The organism is Halomonas sp. SL1 (assembly GCF_003030865.2).
Taxonomy (GTDB): Bacteria; Pseudomonadota; Gammaproteobacteria; order Pseudomonadales; family Halomonadaceae; genus Halomonas; species Halomonas halophila.
This window is the reverse complement of the sequence record NZ_PYUQ02000003.1, coordinates 61,941-83,675: the sequence shown is the minus strand read 5'-3', so window position 1 is coordinate 83,675 and position 21,735 is coordinate 61,941. Positions and strand designations below refer to the sequence as shown.

Annotated in this window: 16 protein-coding genes; 9 read left to right on the top strand and 7 right to left on the bottom strand. The window is 69.0% G+C overall.

Annotated elements, in window-relative coordinates; all coding sequences use genetic code 11:
- Positions 1-368 precede the first annotated feature (368 nt).
- Together C9J49_RS00980 and lldD are read right to left on the bottom strand one after the other, a co-directional pair.
- Positions 369-2,087, bottom strand: a complete 1,719-nt coding sequence (locus C9J49_RS00980) for a PPC domain-containing protein (protein WP_146612960.1) — start codon at positions 2,085-2,087, stop codon at positions 369-371.
- 85 nt (positions 2,088-2,172) lie between these two features.
- Positions 2,173-3,333 (bottom strand): FMN-dependent L-lactate dehydrogenase LldD, encoded by a 1,161-nt coding sequence (gene lldD / locus C9J49_RS00975; protein WP_107181151.1) that lies wholly within the window; start codon positions 3,331-3,333, stop codon positions 2,173-2,175.
- 394 nt (positions 3,334-3,727) lie between these two features.
- Between lldD and C9J49_RS00970 the strand changes: the two genes are divergently transcribed.
- The 3 genes from C9J49_RS00970 to C9J49_RS00960 are packed head-to-tail and all read left to right on the top strand — an operon-like array spanning position 3,728 to position 7,789.
- The gene (locus tag C9J49_RS00970) at positions 3,728-4,501 is read left to right on the top strand and encodes a GntR family transcriptional regulator (RefSeq protein ID WP_046078458.1); all 774 of its coding nucleotides are present in this window, start codon (positions 3,728-3,730) and stop codon (positions 4,499-4,501) included.
- Positions 4,498-6,414 carry an ATP-binding protein gene (locus C9J49_RS00965; RefSeq protein ID WP_107181150.1) on the top strand — a complete coding sequence of 639 codons (1,917 nt, stop codon included), beginning with the start codon at positions 4,498-4,500 and terminating at the stop codon, positions 6,412-6,414. The genes C9J49_RS00970 and C9J49_RS00965 overlap by 4 nt, the downstream gene beginning before the upstream one ends.
- Positions 6,407-7,789: a sigma-54 dependent transcriptional regulator gene (locus C9J49_RS00960; RefSeq protein WP_046078460.1), complete on the top strand. Its 1,383-nt coding sequence runs from the start codon at positions 6,407-6,409 to the stop codon at positions 7,787-7,789. The genes C9J49_RS00965 and C9J49_RS00960 overlap by 8 nt, the downstream gene beginning before the upstream one ends.
- On the opposite strand, the gene C9J49_RS00955 is transcribed toward C9J49_RS00960, so the two are convergent.
- From C9J49_RS00955 to C9J49_RS00945, 3 genes are all read right to left on the bottom strand, one after another.
- Positions 7,765-8,436 (bottom strand): metal-dependent hydrolase, encoded by a 672-nt coding sequence (locus C9J49_RS00955; protein WP_046078461.1) that lies wholly within the window; start codon positions 8,434-8,436, stop codon positions 7,765-7,767. The genes C9J49_RS00960 and C9J49_RS00955 overlap by 25 nt on opposite strands.
- A gap of 274 nt (positions 8,437-8,710) precedes the next feature.
- Complete coding sequence (locus tag C9J49_RS00950; protein ID WP_046078462.1) at positions 8,711-9,259, bottom strand: gamma carbonic anhydrase family protein; 549 nt, start codon at positions 9,257-9,259, stop codon at positions 8,711-8,713.
- 16 nt (positions 9,260-9,275) lie between these two features.
- A complete protein-coding gene (locus C9J49_RS00945; protein WP_035597138.1) occupies positions 9,276-10,616 on the bottom strand; it encodes a sodium-dependent transporter in 1,341 nt (446 codons plus the stop codon).
- A gap of 109 nt (positions 10,617-10,725) precedes the next feature.
- Between C9J49_RS00945 and prlC the strand changes: the two genes are divergently transcribed.
- The 5 genes from prlC (at position 10,726) to C9J49_RS00920 (ending at position 18,334) form a co-directional block, all read left to right on the top strand.
- Entirely contained in the window at positions 10,726-12,774 is a 2,049-nt protein-coding gene (prlC, locus tag C9J49_RS00940) for an oligopeptidase A (protein ID WP_107181149.1), read from the top strand.
- 134 nt (positions 12,775-12,908) lie between these two features.
- Positions 12,909-13,151 carry a YheV family putative zinc ribbon protein gene (locus C9J49_RS00935; RefSeq protein ID WP_107181148.1) on the top strand — a complete coding sequence of 81 codons (243 nt, stop codon included), beginning with the start codon at positions 12,909-12,911 and terminating at the stop codon, positions 13,149-13,151.
- 7 nt (positions 13,152-13,158) lie between these two features.
- Entirely contained in the window at positions 13,159-14,871 is a 1,713-nt protein-coding gene (locus C9J49_RS00930; protein ID WP_107181147.1) for a Na/Pi cotransporter family protein, read from the top strand.
- Between the two features lie 227 nt (positions 14,872-15,098).
- A complete protein-coding gene (locus C9J49_RS00925) occupies positions 15,099-16,076 on the top strand; it encodes a TAXI family TRAP transporter solute-binding subunit (RefSeq protein WP_107181146.1) in 978 nt (325 codons plus the stop codon).
- A gap of 68 nt (positions 16,077-16,144) precedes the next feature.
- The gene (locus tag C9J49_RS00920; RefSeq protein ID WP_107181145.1) at positions 16,145-18,334 is read left to right on the top strand and encodes a TRAP transporter permease; all 2,190 of its coding nucleotides are present in this window, start codon (positions 16,145-16,147) and stop codon (positions 18,332-18,334) included.
- 510 nt (positions 18,335-18,844) lie between these two features.
- Here C9J49_RS00920 and metF read toward each other — a convergent pair.
- On the bottom strand, positions 18,845-19,687 hold the full coding sequence (gene metF, locus C9J49_RS00915) for a methylenetetrahydrofolate reductase [NAD(P)H] (RefSeq protein ID WP_046078467.1): 843 nt from the start codon (positions 19,685-19,687) through the stop codon (positions 18,845-18,847).
- Positions 19,688-19,932: 245 nt separating this feature from the next.
- Between metF and C9J49_RS00910 the strand changes: the two genes are divergently transcribed.
- Positions 19,933-20,865: an AEC family transporter gene (locus C9J49_RS00910; protein ID WP_107181144.1), complete on the top strand. Its 933-nt coding sequence runs from the start codon at positions 19,933-19,935 to the stop codon at positions 20,863-20,865.
- A gap of 22 nt (positions 20,866-20,887) precedes the next feature.
- Here the strand turns inward: C9J49_RS00910 and C9J49_RS00905 are convergent, their stop codons facing one another.
- Positions 20,888-21,709: a UDP-2,3-diacylglucosamine diphosphatase gene (locus tag C9J49_RS00905; protein WP_107181143.1), complete on the bottom strand. Its 822-nt coding sequence runs from the start codon at positions 21,707-21,709 to the stop codon at positions 20,888-20,890.
- Between the last annotated feature and the right edge of the window lie 26 nt (positions 21,710-21,735).

Sequence of the window (21,735 nt, the reverse complement as noted above, 5' to 3'; positions counted from 1 at the left end):
CTTGACCAGTGCCTCGCAAGGAAGGCGTATTCTACGTGATCGGCACGTCGTGTCAACCGGTGATCTTCAAGCTCTCGAGAGAGCGAAGCGGGTGACCGACCATCGCGACAACAGCGTGAAGCGACATCCGATCGAGTGGCATGCATTTTACCGATTTTGCTGACCCTGTCAATCGAGCGATTTCGACAATCGCCGAAAAACCTCAAGAAAAACAAGCGCTTTTGCCACTCATTACCGCCTGCAACGTTGCCCGTCGCCGGCAGCGGATGCATATCCTACGGGCTATCACCGGGGTAGTGCAAGGACTTTTCTCATCGCACCAGAATCAGCCGCCAGGGCGTCGCCGACGCGACACCCCGGCACCGCTCTTATTCCCCGATGAACAGCCGCACCATGCCGGCGTTGCTGCCGAAAGCCGTCACTTCCACCGCGTAACGGCCAGGCTGCAGATGCTGGGTGATGCGTGAACCGAGCCCCAGCCCGGGCGCATCGTCGTTGTGCTCATTGACGCCGTTGCCGGTCAGGCGCATGACGGTGTCCACGGCGCTGGAAGTGCTTTCCAGCACCACTTCACGAGGCTCCTCCACCACTAGCTGGTAAGCGAGCCGGCCACCGGCCGTCATCCGACCGTAGACCACTTCCCCAGGGGTGACTTCGCCACTGTCGCTCATGCGCCCCTCGAACGGCGACGACTCGGCTCGCAGGGTATAGATACCGCTACCGCTGTAGCTCTGGACTTCCAGGGTATAGTCGCCGGGCTCCAGCACGGTGTTGATCAGCGAGTTGCGATCACCGCCGCTGTCGTCGTCGGTCAGCTCGACGCCCTCCCCCTGCAGATACAGCATCGGATCGAAGTCCTGCGAGTCGAGCGCCAGACTCACCTCGGCCGTCTCCTCGACGGTGAAGCGATAGCGGTTCTCGGCGACGCCGACGTACTGCCCGCGCACCTCCTCGCCGCTGGCAATCGGCCCGTCGTTACGGAACTCGCCGTCGAATTCGCTGCGCCGCAGCTCGATCGCGTAGTCACCGCGATTGCCACCGTAGCTGGCCACCTCGACGCGATAGTCGCCGGCCATCAACACCGTCTGGATGCGCGAATCGGTGCCGCCGCCGCCATCGTCGTCGCTGATCTGAGTGTCATTGCCACTGAGGTGCAACACGGTGTCGAAGGCCGTCGAACCGAGATCCAGCGTCACCTCGGAGGGCTCATCGAGATGCAGGGTGTAGTGATTGGTCGACTCACCTTCGAGCGTACCGGTGATGCGATCGCCATCTCGCAGCGGCCCGCCATTGCGACGACCGTCGGAGAGGTCGCGCTGTTCGGCGACCAGCTGATAAGCACCGCCTGCACTCAGCACCTGACTGGCGCACTTCGTCATTGCCACATTGGGCTTGGCCGCCTGCCCCAGTTGAACGCGGTAGTCGCCAGGCTCCAGATAGGCATCGAGACGAAGCTCGCCCGGCGCACAGGACTCGGCCCGCTGATTCACCCCCTCTCCCACGAGATGCATGTCGAGCCCTTCCTCGCCGGACAGTGCCAGATTGAGGTGGGCGGGAGCGCCCAGGCTGAGCGAGTGTTCGGCGCTGCCGTCGTCCAACCGGCCGACCAACGGCCGGCCGGCCTGCAGCCCGTCCTCGTCGCCGGTCGCCTCGGCTGCCAGCGTATAGGGACCGAAGGCGGCGCCATCCTGCCCGTTGATCACGACCAAGGTGCAGCGCTGCGCCTCGGCAGCGCTCAGCAGGATCGCCGGCTCGCCCTCGGGGCCACTCTCGGCCGAGCCGATCCAGCGTCCCTCGTCGTCGAAGGCCGCCAGCGACGCGGCGAAAGGCGCATCCAGCGTGTAACGATAGCGCTCCGCCTCCCCACTGCCGCACATCCAGTGCGCCGAATAGCGCGTGCCGTTGTTGAGGTTGACCGGGCTGGTCGAGGTCAGCTCGCCCTCGATGCTGTCGCCGGCCTGCATCTCCGGCGCCGAGACGAAGCGCGCCTCGTCGTCGCTGCAGCCTGCCAGCAGAGTGAGTCCGACCAGGCCCGCCATCAGGCGACCCGATGAGACGCTGAAGCGCCGAGTTCCTTGAATGTCCACGTCATGTCTCCCTACGTAGTGACGATGCCCCCGCCTCTGCGGGACAGCCGCACTATAGCGGAAAACGCGGCGCTATAGAGGGGCCTCAGGCATCGCCGCCGCGCAGACGCGACTCGGTGACCAGCGAATCCGGCCCCAGGTCGGCGATGGTGCGCGCACCGGTGAGCGTCATGGCCACGCGCATCTCCTTGTCGACCAGCTCGAGCAGGTGAGCCACGCCCGCCTCGCCGGCGGTGGCCAGCGCATAGACGAAGGCACGCCCCAGCAGCACGCTGTCGGCCCCCATCGCGACCATCCGCACCACGTCGAGCCCGCTGCGGATGCCGGAGTCGGCCAGGATGGCCAGGTCGCCCTTCACGGCATCGGCGATGGCCGGCAGGGCGCGGGCGGAGGAAGGCACGCCGTCCAGCTGACGCCCGCCGTGGTTGGAGACCACGATGCCATCGGCGCCGAAGCGCACGGCATCGCGGGCGTCCTCGGGATCGAGGATGCCCTTGATGATCATCGGGCCGTCCCAGAACTCGCGGATCCACTCCAGGTCCTTCCACGAGATGGAGGGATCGAAGTTGTCGCCGAGCCAGGCGATGTAATCCTCGAGCTCCGTCGGCTGGCCGCGATAGTCCGAGACATTGCCCAGGTCATGGGGGCGACCGTGAATGCCCACGTCCCAGGCCCAGCGCGGCCGGGTCGCGGCCTGCAGCATGCGCCGGATGCCGCCATGCTTGCCGCTCATTCCGGAGTGGGCATCGCGATAGCGCGCCCCGGGCACCGGCATGTCGACGGTGAAGACGAGCGTCTTCACGCCTGCGGCCTTGGCCCGCTCCAGCACATGTTTCATGAAGCCCCGATCCTTCAGCACGTAGAGCTGGAACCAGATGGGCCGATCCACGGCCGAGGCAACCTCATGGATGGGGCAGACCGACACCGTGGACAAGGTGAACGGGATGCCCTTTCCCGCGGCAGCCCTGGCCGCCTGCACCTCGCCCCGCCGGGCGTACATGCCGGTCAACCCCACGGGTGCCAGGGCGACGGGCATGGCCATGGCCTCGCCGAACAGCTCGGTCTCGAGCGACAGCGAGGACATGTCCTTCAGCACGCGCTGGCGCAGACCGATCTCGCCGAGGTCCTCGACGTTTCGCTTGAGCGTATGTTCGGCATAGGCGCCACCGTCGGCATAGTGAAAGAGAAAGGGCGGGATGCGACGCTTGGCGGCCTGGCGATAGTCCGTGGCGGCGGAGATGATCATGACGGGCCCTGTACAATGGATGAGCGATCAATAGAGGCCGGCGCGAGCACCACGAAGACGACTCGAAGGCCCTCAGGCACGGGCGCGCGCCGGCGCAATAACCTCTCCAGTCGGGCGGCGCTTCGGCACAGCGCGAGACGCTCGGCGCCTCGCAAGTCATAATTGGTAAAACCAATTGACATCGACTGGTTACCGCACCCTATGGCCCGGCCGCGAGGGTGTCAAAACTCCCGCCGCAAAAGACGCTTATACCTTGGTATAAAGCCGTGAAAAGCGCCCCGCAAGCCCTTGAAAAACCAGCACAACGACGTGCGGCAAAAAATGCGCCATATTGGTAATACCAATTGAATGGCGCTACCATGCGCCGAAAGACCTCGCGCCCAGGAACGCCGCCATGTCCTACCAGACCCTGCGCCAGCCGCGCCTCGCCGACGTGATCACCGAACGCCTCGAGGCACTGATTCTCGAGGGCAGCCTCAAGCCCGGTCAGCGCCTGCCACCGGAACGCGAGCTGGCCGAACGCTTCGGCGTGTCGCGTCCCTCGCTGCGCGAAGCGATCCAGAAGCTCGCCGCCCGCGGCCTGCTGCACAGCCGCCAGGGCGGCGGCACCTTCATCACCGAGGACCTGCACAGCGGCTACAGCGACCCGCTGCTGGAGATGCTCTCGCGCCACGGCGAGTTCCACCTCGACCTGCTCGAATTTCGCGACGCCATGGAAGGACTCTCCGCCTACTATGCCGCGCTGCGCGCCACGCCCACCGACAAGGCGGTGCTGCTGCAGCGCTTCGAGGAGCTCGAGGCCCGCTTCGAGGCCCGGGACCCGGCCGAAGAGGCCAAGGCCGACGCCGCCTTCCACCTGGCCATCGCCGAGGCCGCCCACAACGTGATGCTGCTGCACACCATTCGCGGCATCTTTCACCTGCTCGAGAAGAGCATCGTCGACAACCTCGAGGCGCTGTTCGCCAAGCCCGACGCCCGCGAGCGCCTGATGACCCAACACCGCGCACTGCTCGATGCCATCCTCCAGGGCCGCGCCGAGGAGGCCCGCGCCTGCGCTCACGACCATCTGGTCTACGTCGAGGAAAACCTGCTGGCCGCGGCCCGCGCCGAGACCCGCGCCCAGCGCTCGCTGCGCCGCGCCCAGTCCATGCCCGCGCCCGACGCATGACGACCGCCTCGCCCTCCCCTCGCCGGCGTCGTCTACGCCTGCTGCTGGCCCTGATCGGCCTGGCCGGCCTGGCGCTGTGCCTGTGGCAGACCGCCCAGGTCGCCCGTGAACAGGCCCTTCAGGCGCTGCGCGACGACGCCGAGAACGAGCTGCGACTGTCGGTGGCCGGGCTCACCGGGCACCTGTCCCGTCACGACTACCTGCCCGAGCTGCTCGCCTCGCGGGAGGCCGTGAAGCGTTTCCTGGCGACGCCTGCCCAGCAGGATCCGATGCCGCTCAACCGCCTGCTCGACCGCTTCCGCGCCACCGCCGACGTCTCGGACATCTACCTGCTCGACCGCCACGGCGACACCCTGGCGGCCAGCAACTGGCACCGCGAGAGCACCTTCATCGGCGAGAACTACAGTTTCCGACGCTATTATCAGGACGCCATGCAGGGCCAGAAGGGGCGCTTCTTCGGCCTCGGCCTGCGCTCCCAGGAGCGCGGCTACTACTTCTCGGCACCGATCTGGCTCGACGACACCGCGCCGAACGCCCGGCCCGACGGCGTGATGGTACTGAAGGTGCCGCTGCACGCCGTCGAGGAAAGCTGGGCGGAACAGGACGCCGAGCTGCTGGTCACCGACGGTGACGGCGTGGTGTTCATGGCCAGCCGGCGAGCGCTGCGCCTCACCGCCCTGGAGCCCCTCGCCGAGACGGAGCTCACGGCCCTGCACGCCTCGCGGCGCTACGGCGATGAACCGCTGCCGCCAGCCGGCATCCGCGAGCTCGAACGGCGCGGCGAGAATGCCCGGCTGGTCGGCTTCTCCGATGGCCCGCTGGCCGGCGAGCGATACCTGAGCCTGACCCGGCCGGTGCCCGGCTTCGGCTGGGACATGCACATCCTCAAGCCGCTCACCCCGGTGGTCGACGCCCAGTGGCTGGCGGCGGCACTGGCCGGCGGCCTCTACGGCCTGGTGGTGCTGGGTGGCGGCATCGGCTGGCAGCGGCTGCGGCTGCGCCGCGAGCGCGAGCGCTTCGCCGAGCGCGAACGCCGCACCCTGGCCAGGGCCCGCGACGAGCTGGAGCGCCACGTGGAGGCACGCACCCGCGACCTGACCGCCACCAACCGGCGCCTCTCCGACGAGATCGAGGAGCGCCGCCTGGCCGAACAGCGCCTGCGCGAGACCCGCGACGAACTGGTCCAGGCCGCCAAGCTGGCGGTACTCGGCCAGCTCGCCGCCGGCATCAACCACGAGCTCAACCAGCCGCTGGCGGCGATCCGCGCCTACGCCGAGAACGCCCGCGCCTTCATCGCCCGCAGCCGCAGCGAGGCCGCCGACGCCAATCTCGGTCAGATCGTCGAGCTCACCGAACGCATGGCCGAGATCAGCGCCCAGCTGCGCCAGTTCTCGCGCAAGAGCGGCGACAACCTGACCGCCGTCTCGGCCCCCTCCTGCTTCGACTACGCCCTGCGGCTGTTCCAGGCCCGGCTCGGCGAAGGTGACGTGGCGGTGGAGCGCCGCTGGCCCGAGGACGAGCTCTGGGTGCGCGCCGACCCGGTGCGCCTCGAGCAGGTGCTGGTCAACCTGATCGGCAACGCCCTGCAGGCCATGGCCGAGACGCCATCGCCGCGGCTGACGCTCGAGATCGCCGCCGAGGGCGACCGGGTGCGCCTGGCGGTGGCCGACAACGGCCCCGGCATCGCCGAGGATCGGCTGTCGCGCATCTTCGAGCCCTTCTACACCACCAAGGCCGCCGGCAGCGGCCTGGGGCTGGGCCTGTCGATCTCGGCGCGTATCATCGACGACCTGGGCGGCCGCCTGGAGGTCGCCAACGGCGCCGAGGGCGGCGCCCGCTTCACCATCAGCCTGCCACGCGACGCGGGCACCGATACCCCGGCATCCAGCGAGGAGCGGCAATCCCATGCATGAGTCCCCGGCGACCCCGGTGATGATCATCGACGACGAGGCGCACCTGCGCATCACCGCCGGCCAGACCCTGGAGCTGGCCGGCTACGAGCCCCGGGCCTTCGAACGCGCCGAGGACGCCCTGGCGGCCCTGACCCCGGACTTCCCCGGCGTGGTGATCAGCGACATCCGCATGCCTGGCATGGACGGCATGGCGCTGCTGCGCGAGATCCGCGATCGCGACCCGGACCTGCCAGTGGTGCTGATCACCGGCCACGGCGACGTCTCCACCGCGGTGGCGGCGATGCGCGACGGCGCCTGGGACTTCCTCGAGAAACCCTTCGCCGGCGAGCACCTGGTGGAAGTCGTCCGACGTGGCATCGACAAGCGTCGGCTGAGCCTCGAGAACCGCACCCTCAAGGCCGAACTCGAGGCCCAGCAGTCGGCCCCCGGCCCGCGCCTGGTCGGCCGCACCCCGGCGATCCAGCGGCTGGCCTCGATGGTCCAGCGCATCAGCCAGGTCGAGGCCGACGTGCTGCTGTTCGGCGAGACCGGCGCCGGCAAGGACCTGGTGGCCCGCGCCATCCACGAGCGCAGCGCCCGCGGCGGCCGGCCCTTCGTCGCCATCAACTGCGGCGCGGTGCCGGAGAGCACCATCGAGTCGGAGCTGTTCGGCCACGAGAAGGGCGCCTTCACCGGCGCCGTGGAGCGGCGCATCGGCAAGTTCGAGCACGCCCAGGGCGGCACCGTGTTCCTCGACGAGATCGAGTCCATGCCGCTGTCGCTGCAGGTCAAGCTGCTGCGGGTGCTGCAGGAGCGCAGCATCGAGCGGCTGGGCTCCAATCAGGCGGTACCGCTGGACATCCGCGTGATCGCCGCCACCAAGGTCGACCTCAAGGCCGCTGCCGAGGCCGGCGACTTCCGTGAGGACCTCTACTACCGCCTCAACGTGGTGACCCTGCCGATTCCACCGCTGCGCGAGCGCCGCGAGGACATTCCGCTGCTGTTCCAGCACTTCGCGGTGGTGGCCGCCAACCGCAGCGGCCTGGAGGCGCCGCCACTGGACGCCGCCGGCACCTCGGCGCTGCTGGCCCACGACTGGCCCGGCAACGTGCGCGAGCTGCGCAATCTCGCCGAGCGCTACGTGCTGCTGGGAATCACCTGCGACTACCGGTTGGAGACGCTGCTGGAAGGCGGCGAGAGCGAGGGTGGCGAGCTGCCGCTGCCGCGCCAGGTGGAGCTGTTCGAGAAGAGCCTGATCAGCCAGGCGCTGGCCCGCCATCAGGGCCGCGTCAGCGAGGTCTGCGACGCCCTCGACGTGCCGCGCAAGACGCTCTACGACAAGCTGAAGAAACATGGCCTGAGGGCCGAGGACTACCGCCAGAACGCCGAGCCCTGAGCCACCAGGTCGACCAGCGGCTGCCAGGGCGGCAGCCAGGGGGAGAGGCTGACGATGACCGCCAGCATGGCCAGCGAGTTGCCGGGCTGACGCCAGTCGAAGGGCTTGAGCGCGGTGCCGAAGGAACGCTTGAGGCGTGCCCCGGTGAGATCGACACTGTACAGCTCGTCGAGCAGCAGGTGGATCACGAAACCCAGCGCCAGCGCCGCGCCGTAGATCCAGGCCAGCCGGTCGGGCAGCGCGAACAGCCGATGGCTGAGCGCCGTGGCGGTCAGCCCGCACAGCGCCGCGGCCAGCAGCGAGTGCCAGATGCCGCGATGCACGGTGAAACGGCAGAACAGCGCCCCGCCCAGGTAGCGCACGCCCAGGTAGATGCCGCCACAGGCCACCATCAGTGGCCCCGGGTCCAGCCGGGCCTGCAGCCACAGGGCCCCGGCGACCACGGCGGGGATCGCCAGCAGGTTGAAGATCAGGCGAATTGCCTTGGAGCGGTCGGCGTCGATATCGGGGAGAATGCCGCCGAAGGTGATCAGCGCGAGGACGGGCAGCCCCTCGGAGAACGCCCACAGCCCGGCCTGCCAGCCGCCGTGGGCGACCACCGCGCCCAGGGTCGCGGCCACGCCGAGGTGGGTTCGGAAGTCGGCCATGCCCGCGGCGCCTCACTGACTGGATAAAACAACAGTTTAGCGCTCGGCATGGCCAAAGAAAACAAGCGGTTGGCGGGTTACGCCTTTATTGCACATCATTGAGGCCACGCTGCCTCCCCAGGTCCAGTACTCAGACAGGACAAGGGGCGACGGGTCATCCGACGAGGACCTCCTGCGCCATGGATGGCGCCGGGAGCTACAGGGACGTATTCATGCGTGTCCCCGCCGGATGACTCTGAGCCCCGAGCCAGCGCTCGCTCGGAGCCACAGCCCATCACTCTTCGGCCGCCAGATACTCATCCTTCAATTTGACGTAATTGCCGGCGGTATAGGGAAAGAAGGCGCGCTCCTTGTCCTTGATCGGGCGCAGCGCCTTGGCCGGGTTGCCGGCATAGACGTGGCCACCCTCCAGGCGTTTGCCCGGCGGCACCACGGCGCCGGCGGCGATGATCACCTCGTCCTCGACCACCACGCCGTCCATGACGATGGCGCCCATGCCCACCAGGATGCGATTGCCCAGGGTGCAGCCGTGCAGGATCGCCTTGTGGCCGACGGTGACATCGTCGCCGACGGTCAGCGGGAAGCCGTCGGGATTGAAGTCGCTGGCATGGGTGATGTGCAGCACGCTGCCGTCCTGGATGCTCACCCGCTGACCGATGCGGATGCGGTGCATGTCGCCGCGGATCACCGCCATCGGCCACACCGAGCAGTCGTCGCCCAGCACCACGTCGCCCAGCACCATGCAGGCCGGGTCGATGTAGACGCGTTCGCCCAGCTGCGGGCTCGTGCCCTTCCAGGGCCTCAGGGTCTTGGCTTCGCTCATCACACGCCTCCCGTCGTCAGATCAGTCCGGAGATCAATACTACCAGCGTCAGCGGAATCGACACCCAGCGCACCGTGGTGCGCCACACGCGAAAGCCGGTGGGCCCGGCGTCCAGGGCCCGCAGCGCTTCCACCTCGGGCAGCACCCAGGCGGCGAACACCGCGATCAGCGCGCCGCCGACCGGCAGGAAGATCTCCGGTGGCACCGTGGTCACCAGCTCGAAGACGTTCATGCCGAACAGCACATGGACGTCGGCCAGCGTCGAGAACGACAGCACCGACAGCAGGCCGACCAGCCATACCGTCACCCCCACCACGGCGGCGGCCTGTCCGCGACCGAGCCCCCAGCCCTGAAGCGTGGCCACCATCGGCTCGGCGAGGTTGATCGACGAGGTCCAGGTGGCCAGCAGCAGCAGCAGGAAGAACAGCGACAGCCAGAAGGCGCCGAACGGCAGGTCGGCGAAGGCCACCGGCAGGGTCACGAACATCAGCCCCGGGCCCTCGGCCGGGTCCATGCCCTGGGCGAACACCACCGAGAAGATGGCGATGCCGGCCAGCAGGGCGACGGTCACGTCCAGCACCGCGACCCCGGCCGCCGCCCGCGGCAGGCTCTGGTGGTCCGGCATGTAGGCACCGTAGGCCATCAGCGCGCAGGCGCCCACTGCCAGCGTGAAAAAGGCATGGCCCATGGCATGGATCATCACCATGGGCGTCATCGCCGACAGGTCCGGCGTGAACAGCCAGGCCAGCGCCGGGCCGAAGCCGCTGGTGGTGGCAGCGTGGCCGGCCAGCACCAGCAGCAGCAGGTAGAGCAGCGGCATCAGCATGTTGTTGAGCCGTTCCAGCCCCTTGGTCACCCCGGCGGCCACCACCAGCATGGTCATCACCAGGAACAGGGTGTGATTGAAGGTCATGCGAGCGGGGTCGGCGAGGAAGGCATCGAAACCGGCACCGATGCTGGCGGCGTCCTGGCCGACGAAGTCGCCGTTGATCGACGAGACGAGGAACTCGATGGACCAGCCTGAGACCACCGAGTAGAAGGACAGGATGCAGAACACCGTGAAGGCGCCGAACAGCCCCAGCCACCGCCAGTGGCGGCTGTGTCCGGCCTGGGTCGCCAGGTGGCTGAGCGACTGCATCGGACTTCTACGCCCGGCGCGACCGATCAGGATCTCGGCCATCATCACCGGCAGCCCCAGCAGCAGCACGAAGGCCACGTAGAGCAGCAGGAAGGCGGCGCCGCCGTTCTCCCCGGTGATATAGGGAAAGCGCCAGATGTTACCCAGCCCCACCGCGGCCCCGGTCACCGCCAGGATGAAGGCGCGGCGGCTGCTCCAGCGCTCCAGGGTCTCGTTCATCGCCTCGTCTCCGGCCTGAAGTTGCAAAGGGCGCCAAGCCTAGCACATTGAAACCCGGCCCGGCCGCCCGCATCTAAGCGCTGTCACTCCTTTGCATCCCGAGGTGCACATGTCCACGAACCCCCTGCTCGACGCCCACACCCTGCCGCCCTTCGCCGAGATCCGTCCCGAGCACGTGGTGCCGGCCATCGAGACGCTGCTGGCGGAGAACCGCGAGGCCATCGAGACCCTGGTGGCCCGGGCCGAGCGGGAAACGCCGACCTGGGAGAGCCTGGCCGCGCCGCTGGAGGCGCTGAACGACCGCCTGTCCCGGGCCTGGTCGCCGGTCTCGCACCTCAACGGCACCATGAACAACGAGGCGCTGCGCCAGGCCTACGAGACCAGCCTTGGCCTGCTCTCCGACTACAGCACCTGGCTCGGCCAGCACGAGGGGCTGTTCCGCGCCTGGCAGGCGCTCAAGGACGGCCCGGCCTGGGCCGCGCTCGACGAAGGCCAGCGCCGCACCGTGGACAACGCCCTGCGCGACTTCCGGCTGGCCGGCGTCGACCTGCCGCCCGAACAGAAGCGCCGCTACGGCGAGATCCAGTCGCGGCTGTCGAGCCTCGCCAACACCTTCTCCAACCAGCTGCTGGACGCCACCCAGGCCTGGCATCTGGACCTGCCGGACGCCACCCGGCTGGCCGGCCTGCCCGAGAGCGCCCTGGCCACGCTGGCGGCCAACGCCGAGGCCAAGGGCCGCGAGGGCTACCGCATCACGCTGGACTTCCCCAGCTTTCTGCCGGTGATGACCCACGCCGACGACCGCGAGCTGCGTCGCGAGGTCTACACCGCCTTCGTCACCCGCGCCTCCGACGAGGGCCCCAACGCCGGCGAGTTCGACAACGCCCCGGTGATGGAGGAGACCCTGGCGCTGCGCCGCGAGCTCGCCGAGCTGCTGGGCTTCGCCACCTACGCCGACTACTCGCTGGCCACCAAGATGGCCGAGTCGCCCGAGCAGGTGATCGGCTTCCTCGAGGACCTCGCCGAGCGCGCCGTGCCCCAGGCCCGCGAGGAGTTCGCCGAACTCGCCGCCTTCGCCCGCGACGAGCTGGGCCTGGCCGCCCTGGAGCCCTGGGACGTGGGCTACGCCAGCGAGAAACTGCGCGAGGCGCGCTTCGCCATCTCCCAGGAGCAGCTGCGCCCCTACTTCCCCGCGCCGCGAGTGGTCGACGGCCTGTTCCAGGTGGTCGAGCGGCTCTACGGCGTGACCTTCGAGGAAGACGAGGACGCCCCGCGCTACCATCCGGACGTGCGCTACTTCCGCATCCTCGACGACGGCGCGCCGATCGCCGGCTTCTACCTCGACCTCTACGCCCGCGAGGGCAAGCGCGGCGGCGCCTGGATGGACGAGTGCCGGGTGCGCCGCCTGGAGGGCGACGCGCTGCAGCTGCCGGTGGCCTACCTGACCTGCAACTTCACCCGCCCGGTGGGCGACAAGCCGGCGCTGCTGACCCACGACGAGGTCACCACCCTGTTCCACGAGTTCGGCCACGGCCTGCACCACATGCTGACCCGCCAGACCGTCGCCGACATCTCCGGCATCAACGGCGTGGCCTGGGACGCAGTGGAGCTGCCCAGCCAGTTCATGGAGAACTACTGCTGGGAGCGCGAGGGCCTCGACCTGATCGCCGGCCACGTCGACACCGGCGCGCCACTGCCGGCGGAGCTGTTCGACAAGCTGCTGGCGGCCAAGAACTTCCAGTCGGCCATGGGCATGGCGCGCCAGCTCGAGTTCTCGCTGTTCGACTTCCGCCTGCATCGCGAGGTCGCCGCTCCCTCCGCCGACGACATCCAGGCGCTGCTCGACGAGGTGCGCGACGCCGTCTCGGTGGTGCCGCGCTCGGCCTTCAACCGCTTCCAGAACGGCTTCGGCCACATCTTCGCCGGCGGCTATGCGGCGGGCTACTACAGCTACAAGTGGGCCGAGGTGCTGTCTGCCGACGCCTGGAGCGCCTTCGAGGAGGCCGGCATCTTCGACCCCGAGACCGGCCGTCGCTTCCGCACCGAGATCCTCGAACGCGGCGGCTCCCGCGACGCCGCGGCGCTGTTCCGCGCCTTCCGCGGCCGCGAGCCCAGCGTCGAGCCGTTGCTGCGTCACAGCGGCATCCGGGCGGCCTGATCAAGCGGCCCGAAACAGCCGCCTGACCGACGTCATCGACACGGCGCGCCGGCCCACCCCGGCGCGCCGTGTCGGTTAGAATGACGACACGACGTGCCGTGACACGCCACACTCATCGATTCCCAGGAGGCCTCATGGCCACCCAGAAACGCTTTATCGCCGGCGCCATCTGCCCGCGCTGCGCCGAGATGGATCGCATCCGCAGCTGGGAGCAGCACAGTATCCGCTACCGCGAGTGCGTGAGCTGCGACTTCTTCGAGCAGCTGCCCATCGAGGAGCAGGCGATGCCCGAGCTCGAGACCCGGGTCAACCGCGAGCCGAGCCAGCCGCAGGCCGACGACCTGCAGACCGTGAAGATCCTCGACCCCAAGGGCTGAGCTCCCCGTGTTCGCCGCGGCCCGACCGCTGATCCCGCCCCGCCGGGTGCTCGAGGCGCTCGGCCTGGCCGCGGCCGCCGCCCTGCTGGTGGCGCGCGTCGACCTGGCCACCCTGGCCGCCGGCCTCGGCGTCTTCCTGTGGGGCATGACCCATCTCGAGGACGCCATCAAGCGCCTCTCCGGCGGCACCCTCGACCGCTGGCTGCATGACGCCACCCGCGGCCCGCTGCGGGCCATCGGCGTCGGCGCGCTGACCACCGCCCTGGTCCAGTCCAGCTCGCTGGTCACCCTGCTGGCGATGTCCTTCGTCGGCGCGGGGCTGGTCGCCCTGCCCGGCGCCATCGCCCTGATCTTCGGCGCCAACCTCGGCACCACCACCGGCGCCTGGCTGATCGCCGCCTTCGGCCTCAAGATCGACCTGGCCAGCTACGCCATGCCGCTGCTGGCGCTGGGGCTGATCGGCGGGCGGGTGCTGCAGGGCGCCCGCGCCGGCATCGCCACCCTGCTGCTCGGCGTGGGGCTGCTGTTTCTCGGCATCGACTTCATGAAGCTGGGCTTCGAGGCCTGGCAGGACGGCCTGTCGCTGGACGGTCTGGCCGGCGAGCGCGTCTGGCACTGGCCGCTGTTCGTGCTGTTCGGCGTGGTCGCCACCGTGGTGATGCAGTCGAGTCACGCCACGCTGCTGATCATCCTCACCGCGCTGGCCTCGGGGCAGCTGCCCTACCTGCCGGCGCTGGCCATCGCCATCGGCGCCAACGTCGGCACCACCGTGACCGCCCTGATCGGCGCCCTGGGCGCGGGCAGCGCCGGGCGCCGGCTGGCCGGCGCCCATGTGATCTTCAACCTGATCACCGCCTGCGTGGCCCTGGCCCTGCTGCTGCCGCTGGCCTGGCTGGTCGACGCCCTGGCCGGCCTGTTCGGCATCGCCGCGGACGACTGGACGCTGAAGCTGGCACTCTTCCACACCCTGTTCAACGGCCTCGGCATCCTGCTGATGCTGCCCTGGATTCCCCGCCTGGCCGGGTGGCTGGAGCGCTGGATTCCGGATCCCGCGCGCCAGGACCCGGCCCAGGCCCGCTACCTGGACGACACCGCCCTGGAGCACGCCGACACCGCCGTGGCGGCCATGGAACAGGAAGCGCGGCGCCTGGAGCGGCGCGCCTATCACCTGCTGTGCGCGGCGATCCTGATGCCCAGCGCCGAGGTGATCGGCCACCCGCCGGACCGCGAGGCGGCCCGGGCCGCCATCGATCCCGACGACTGGCCCTCGGTCAACGCCCGCTACCACGCCCGCATCAAGCCGCTGCTGGCGGAGATCCTCGACTTCTACGCCCGCATCGACGTGCCGCTCACCGAGGCGCAGGAAGCGCGCCTGAACGCCCTCTACGAGCGCAGCCTGCGGCTGGTCGAGGCGGTGCGCTTCGGCGAAGTGCTGCAGCGCAGCCTGCTGCGCCACGCCGCCCCCGACAGCCCGCTGCGCGAGGCCCACGACGACCTGCGCATGGCGGTGGCCGAGGGCCTCAACCGGCTGGCCAACGCCCCGGACAGCGCCCAGGCCGGCAGCGGGCTGGAAGAGACCCGCCGCCACTGGCAGCACGAGCTGGCCGAGCGACTGCGCCGGCAGCGGCTCGACGCCTGGCAGGCCTCCTCGCTGATGAACGACCTGCATCAGGCCAGCCGCCTGCTGGAGGCGCTGAGCCCGCCGGACGCCGCCGACTGAGCCTGTGCGGAATTCCGCACATGGTGGCCCATCCCGCGTGTGGATTCCCGGAACTTCCTCATCCGATCGACTTCGACCTTTGTCGAAACACTCTTTTTTAACTTTATGAAATAAAGAAACTTTTCCCGTTGTGGAACGGCCCTTGCTGCTGCATGGGCGTCGCAAGCCGGCCCGAGCACTCTCCGCTCGGACCGACCACAATGAACAATCCCGACGGGAGAAACGCCATGTCCACCACCACCCGGATCCTCACCGGCACCCTGGCCGGCGCCATGCTGGTCGCCGGCACCGCCCAGGCCGATCGCAGCGAATGGCCGGAGAGCTTCACCGTGGGCACCGCCAGTCAGGGCGGCACCTACTTCGTCTACGGTTCCGGCTGGGCCAACATGATCGCCGACGAGCTGGGCCTCTCCGGCGGCGGCGAAGTGACCGGCGGCCCCAACCAGAACCTGGCGCTGGTACACACCGGCGACCTGGCCCTGGGCCTGACCACCATGGGCCCGGCCGCCGAGGCGAAGGCCGGCCAGAGCCCGCTGGCTCCCGGCGTTCCGATGGACAACGTCTGCGCACTGTTCCCGATGTACGAGACCCCGTTCTCCATCACCACCCTGGCCGACAGCGGCATCGAGTCGATCTCCGACATCCCCGACGGCGCCACCATCGGCTTCGGCCCGGCGGCCTCCACGTCCGACACCTACTTCCCGAAGATCCTCGAGGAGCTGGGCGTGGACTTCGAGCGCCGCAACGGCGGCTGGAACGACCTCGGCGGCCAGCTGCAGGACGGCCTGATCGACGTCATCGCCTTCGCCGCGGGCATCCCGGTGCCGGCGGTCAGCCAGCTCGAGGTGCAGACCGACGTCAACATCATCGAGTTCACCGAGGAAGAGCAGCAGCAGATCGTCGACGCCTTCCCGGTCTCGCCGTTCCAGATCCCGGCCAGCACCTACCAGACCCTCGAGGAAGACGCCCAGGCGGTCTCCATGTGGAACTTCACCATCGGTGGCTGTGACCTGCCCGAGGACTTCGTCTACGAGATCACCAAGCTGAGCCTGGAAAACAACGACCGCATGCGCGACATCCACCGCAGCGCCCAGTTCAGCGTGCCGGAGAACATCCAGTACAACACCGTGCTGCCGTTCCACCCGGGCGCCGTGCGCTGGTACGAAGAGAACGGCTACGAGATCCCGCAAGACCAGCAGCTCTGATCCATTGACCGTCCCGCGACCCCGCGCCGCCCCGGTGCGGGGTCGCCTGTTCCCCGAGGGTGACTCCCATGTCCCAGCATCCCGATCCCCGTCACGCCGAGCGTGACGACGAGGAGGTCACTCCCGTCGTCGCCGAGGGCGTCGACGACGACGCGGTGGAATCCAACCGCCGCCTCTACACCGGTTGGCAGTGGCTGCTGTTCGCCGCCATTGCCATCGCCTACTCCAGCTTCCATCTGATCTCGCTGAACCTCTATCCGATGGAGACCTGGTCGTTCCGCATCGTGCACATCTGCGGCGCGCTGATCCTCGGCTACGGCCTCTACGCCGGTACCCGCTTCGCCGATGAGGGCCATGCCCGCTCGCCCGCCTGGCTGGGCTGGCTGAGCTATGCGCTGCTGATTCCCGCCGGCTACGCGCTGTATCAGGTGTTCATGATGCAGAGCGCGATGAACGACGGCGCCATGCGCATCGCCCCCGAGATCGAGGCCTTCCACTACGGCTATCCGCTGATGCTGGCCACCGCCGCCGCCATCGTGCTGTCGTGGAGCTTCCGCCAGTACCGTCACCGCCTGTCGCCGGCCGACCTGGTGCTGATGGTCTGCGCCGTGGCCAGCGCCGGCTACCTGCTGGTGATGTTCAACAGCCCGCTGCGCGCCTCCACCGGTACGCCCTTCGCGCCCATGGGCATCTCCTACGCGGCGATCGCCGGCGCGGCGCTGATCCTCGAGCTGACCCGCCGCGTGGCCGGCCTGGCGCTGGTGATCATCGCCTCCATCTTCCTGATCTACGTGTTCGCCGGCCCCTACCTGCCGGGCTTCCTCGGCTATCCGGGCCTCTCGGTGGGCCGCTTCTTCAGCCAGGTCTACACCGACGCCGGCGTGCTCGGGCCGACCACCGCGGTGTCCTCGACCTACATCATCCTGTTCATCATCTTCGCCGCCTTCCTGCAGGCCTCGAAGGTCGGCGACTACTTCGTCAACTTCGCCTTCGCCGCCGCCGGCCGAGCCCGCGGCGGCCCGGCCAAGGTGTCGATCTTCGCCTCCGGCCTGATGGGCATGATCAACGGCACCAGCGCCGGCAACGTGGTCTCCACCGGCTCGCTGACCATCCCGCTGATGAAGAAGGTCGGCTACCCCGGGCGTAGCGCCGGCGCCATCGAGGCCGCCGCCTCCACCGGCGGTCAGATCATGCCGCCGATCATGGGCGCGGGCGCCTTCATCATGGCCGAGGTCACCGGCATCCCGTACACCGAGATCGCCGTGGCGGCATTGATCCCGGCCATCCTCTACTTCCTGTCGATCTACTGCATGGTCGACTTCGAGGCCGCCCGCAAGGGCATGCGCGGCATGCGCAAGGACGAGATCCCGCTGTTCTCGAAGCTGGTCAAGCAGGTCTACCTGTTCGCGCCGATCATCATCCTGATCGCCGCGCTGTTCATGGGCTACTCGGTGATCCGCGCCGGCACCCTGGCCACCGCCTCGGCCGCCGTGGTGAGTTGGATCTCGCCCTACAAGATGGGCCCCCGCGCCATCCTCAAGGCCCTGCAGCTGGCCGGCACCATGGCCATCCAGATCATCGCCGTGTGCGCCTGCGCCGGCCTGATCGTCGGCGTCATCGCCCTGACCGGCGTCGGCGCGCGCTTCTCCTCGCTGCTGCTCGGCCTGGCCGGCGTCAGCCAGCTGCTGGCGCTGTTCTTCGCCATGTGCATCTCGATCCTGCTGGGCATGGGCATGCCGACCACGGCCGCCTACGCGGTGGCCGCCTCGGTGGTCGCGCCCGGCCTGATCGAGATCGGCATCCAGCCGCTGGTGGCGCACTTCTTCGTGTTCTACTTCGCGGTGGTCTCGGCGATCACCCCGCCGGTGGCGCTGGCCTCCTACGCGGCCGCGGGCATCTCCGGTGACAACGCCATGGGCACCTCGGTGGCCTCGTTCAAGATCGGCCTGGCCGCCTTCATCGTGCCGTTCATGTTCTTCTACAGCCCGGCGATGCTGATGGAAGGCTCCTGGCTGCAGATCCTGCGGGTCGGCGTGACCGCCACCCTCGGCATCGTGCTGCTGTCGGCCACCGTGCAGTCCTGGTTCTTCGGCCCGGTGAAGCAGTGGCAGCGGCTGGTGATGCTGGTCGGCGCGCTGTGCATGATCTACGGCGGCATCGTCACCGACGTGGCCGGCCTGGCCATCGGCGCGGTACTGCTGCTGATGCAGCGTGGCCGCCACGGCGGCGGCACGCCCCACACCGCGGCGTCGAACTGACGCGACCGCCATCGCCGAAGCATGGATGCAGAAAGGGCCCGCCATTGGCGGGCCCTTTTGCGTTGTCCGCGTCACCGGGCACGGGCTCCAGCCGATACGGCTCGCGGCCTATTCAGGAGACAGATGTGTTCGGGAGACGGACCGTCGATGCGCCGGCTTCCCACGAGCCGGAAAACAAAAGGCCCTGCCATCGCTGGCAGGGCCCTTCTTACGTCACGCTGCGCCATCGGCTCAGCCGCAGATGTTGTCCGCCACCCGCAGCGTGGGCTCGGCCTGGTTCAGGCCGAGATAGAAAGGGAAGTGCAGCCGGGGCTGCCCTTGGGCTCAGCCGCAGATGTTGTCCACCACCCGCAGCGAGGGCTCGGCCTGGTTCAGGCCGAGATAGAAAGGGAAGTGCAGCCGGGGCTGCCCTTGGGCTCAGCCGCAGATGTTGTCCACCACCCTCAGCATGGGCTCGGCCTGGTTCAGGCCGAGATAGAAAGGGAAGTGCAGCCGGGGCTGCCCTTGGGCTCAGCCGCAGATGTTGTCCACCACCCGCAGTGAGGGCTCGGCCTGGTTCAGCGTGTAGAAGTGCAGCCCCGGCGCGCCGCCGTCGAGCAGGCGCTGGCTCAGGCGTGAGATCACGTCCTCGCCGAAGGCGGCGATGGACTCGCTGTCGTCGCCGTAGGCCTCGAGCTGCTTGCGGATCCAGCGCGGAATCTCGGCGCCGCAGGCATCGGAGAAGCGTGCCAGCTTGGTGTAGTTGGTGATCGGCATGATACCGGGCACGATCGGCGCCTCGACGCCCAGGGCGCGGGCCCGTTCGACGAAGCGGAAATAGGCGTCGGCGTTGAAGAAGTACTGGGTGATGGCGAGGTTCGCCCCGGCCTTCATCTTGCGCGCGAAGTTCTCCACGTCGCGGTCGGCGTTCGGCGCCTGAGGATGGGTCTCCGGATAGGCGGCCACGGCGATGTTGAAGTGGTCGCCGGTCTCCTCGCGGATGAACTCGACCAGTTCGTTGGCATAGCGCAGCTCGCCGATGCCGCCCATGCCGGAGGGCAGGTCGCCGCGCAGGGCCACCAGGCTGTCGATGCCTTCCTCGCGATACTGGGCCAGCAGGTCGCGCAGGGCCGCCTTCTCGCTGCCGATGCAGGACAGGTGCGGCGCGGTGGTGAAGCCGGACTCGCGCACCATGCGCACGGTGTCGGTGGTGCGATGCTGGGTGGAGCCGCCGGCGCCGTAGGTGACGGAGAAGAAGCGCGGGCCGCGGGTGGCCAGGGCATCCCGGGTCTGCATCAGCTTGTCACGCCCGGCCTCGGTGTTCGGCGGGAAGAATTCGAAGCTGATACCCAGCGGGTGCTCTTGTGCGCTCATCGATCCAGTCCTCTTGATGGAGCGGTGAAGGAGCCGCGTCGGCGACGGGCGGCGGATGAATGCGCCTATTGTGGACAGCCGGCGGCGCGCCGACCAATGAAAGTTTCGTCGGTCCTGTATCGATTTCTTTCATGTAGAGCCCGGGTTCCTCATGACTGAGACTCCAGATACCCGCCGCGGCCGCCTGACAGTCCTGCCTCGAACAGGCATCATGAGGCCTCGCTCGACAAGGAAGACGACGACGCATGAGCCTCGATCCCGATACCCTAATGGGCCCGCTGTGGACGCTGCTGGCCTTCGTCGGCCTGGGCTGGCTGGCGGCCCGGCGGCTGGCCGTCGATCCCCGCCCCATCGCTACCCTGCTGATCTACCTGATCGCCCCGCTGACCTTCTTCCGCGGGCTGATCCTCGGCGGGCCGACCCCGGCCTACCTGCTGATCACCGCCTCGCTGTTCGCCGCCGCCTGCCTGGTGGCACTGCTGGTCAGCGCGGTGGCCCGGCGCGCCCTGCCCGGCGAGGAAGGCGCGGTGCTGGCCTTCTCCGCCGGCACCGGCAACACCGGCTACTTCGGCCTGCCGGTGGCGCTGGTGCTGCTGCCGCCGGAGGGCGTGACGCTGTACCTGTTCGGCGTGCTGGGCGTGACCCTCTACGAGTTCACTCTGGGCTTCTATCTCAGCGCCCGGGGTCGCTTCTCGGTGCGCGACAGCCTGGCCAAGATCCTGCGCCTGCCGCTGATCTACGCCTTCCTGGCGGCGCTGCTGGTGGAGGGCGCCGACCTCGAGGTGCCGAACGCGGTGATGGAGGGGCTCGAGGTCTTCCCGCCCGCCTACACCCTGCTCGGCATGATGATCATCGGCATGACGCTGGGGCGGGTCTCGATACGCCAGTTCGACTGGCGCTTCATCGGCGCCTGCGTGGCGGTGCGCTACGTCTTCTGGCCGCTGCTGGCGCTGGGCGCGGTACTGGCCCTGCAGGCCACGACCGGCCTGTCGCCCGCACTGGCCACGGCGCTGCTGCTGATCGGCGTGGTGCCGATGGCCGCCAACGTGGTGGTGGTCGCCATGGAGCTCGGCATGGCCCCGGAGAAGGGCGCCCTGGCCGTGCTGCTCACCACCCTCGCCGCCCCGCTGCTGATCCCGTTCTATCTCGGCTGGATGCTGCCGCTGATCAGCGGCTGATCGCGCTCGGGCCAGCCGCGCCTCACGGCACCCGGGCGGCGCCGACCAGATCCGCGTCCTCGGGCACGGCCAGGGCGTCGACGAGCGGCTCGCGCTCGATCAGCTCGCCCCGCCAGTCGATCAGCCTCAGGGCGCCGTCCGGGGTCTCGAGCAGCGCGGTGCAATGCTCGACCCAGTCGCCGTCGTTGCAGTAGAGCACGCCGTCCCGGGCGCGGAAGCCGGCCTTGTGGATATGCCCGCCGACGTAGCCGTCGAGCCCCTCCCGGGCCGCCTGATGCAGGGCGGCCTGCTCGAACTGGGCGACGTAGCGCTGGGCCGCGCCGACCCGGCGCTTCAGCGCGCTGGCCAGCGACCAGTACGGCAGCCCCAGCACGCCCCGGGCACGGTTGCACCAGCGGTTGAGCGCCAGCACGAACTGGTGCATGCCGTCGCCCAGCGCCAGCATCCAGGGCGCGATGCGCACGTGGGTGTCGAACTCGTCGCCGTGGCTGACCAACAGCCGCCGGCCGTCGGCGGTGACGTGGATCGCCCGGCGCTCGATCTGCACCCGATGGACGCGCAGCCCACACAGCCGGCGCAGGGCGGCGTCGTGATTGCCGGGGATATAGATGATCTCGCAGCCGCCGCGGGCCAGCCGCAGCAGCCTGGCCACCAGCCGCTGCTGGGCCGGCGGCAGCACCGCCCGCTTCTGCATGGCGATCAGGTCGACGATGTCGCCGACCAGATAGAGCCGCTCCGGCCGCACCCGGCGCAGCAGGCTGGCCAGCAGCTCGGCCTGGCAGTCCCGGGTACCGAGATGGATGTCGGACACGAAGAGGGTTCGCGCGCGTGGGGGCGTCGACATGGGCATTCTCCTGACGTGACCCGGTC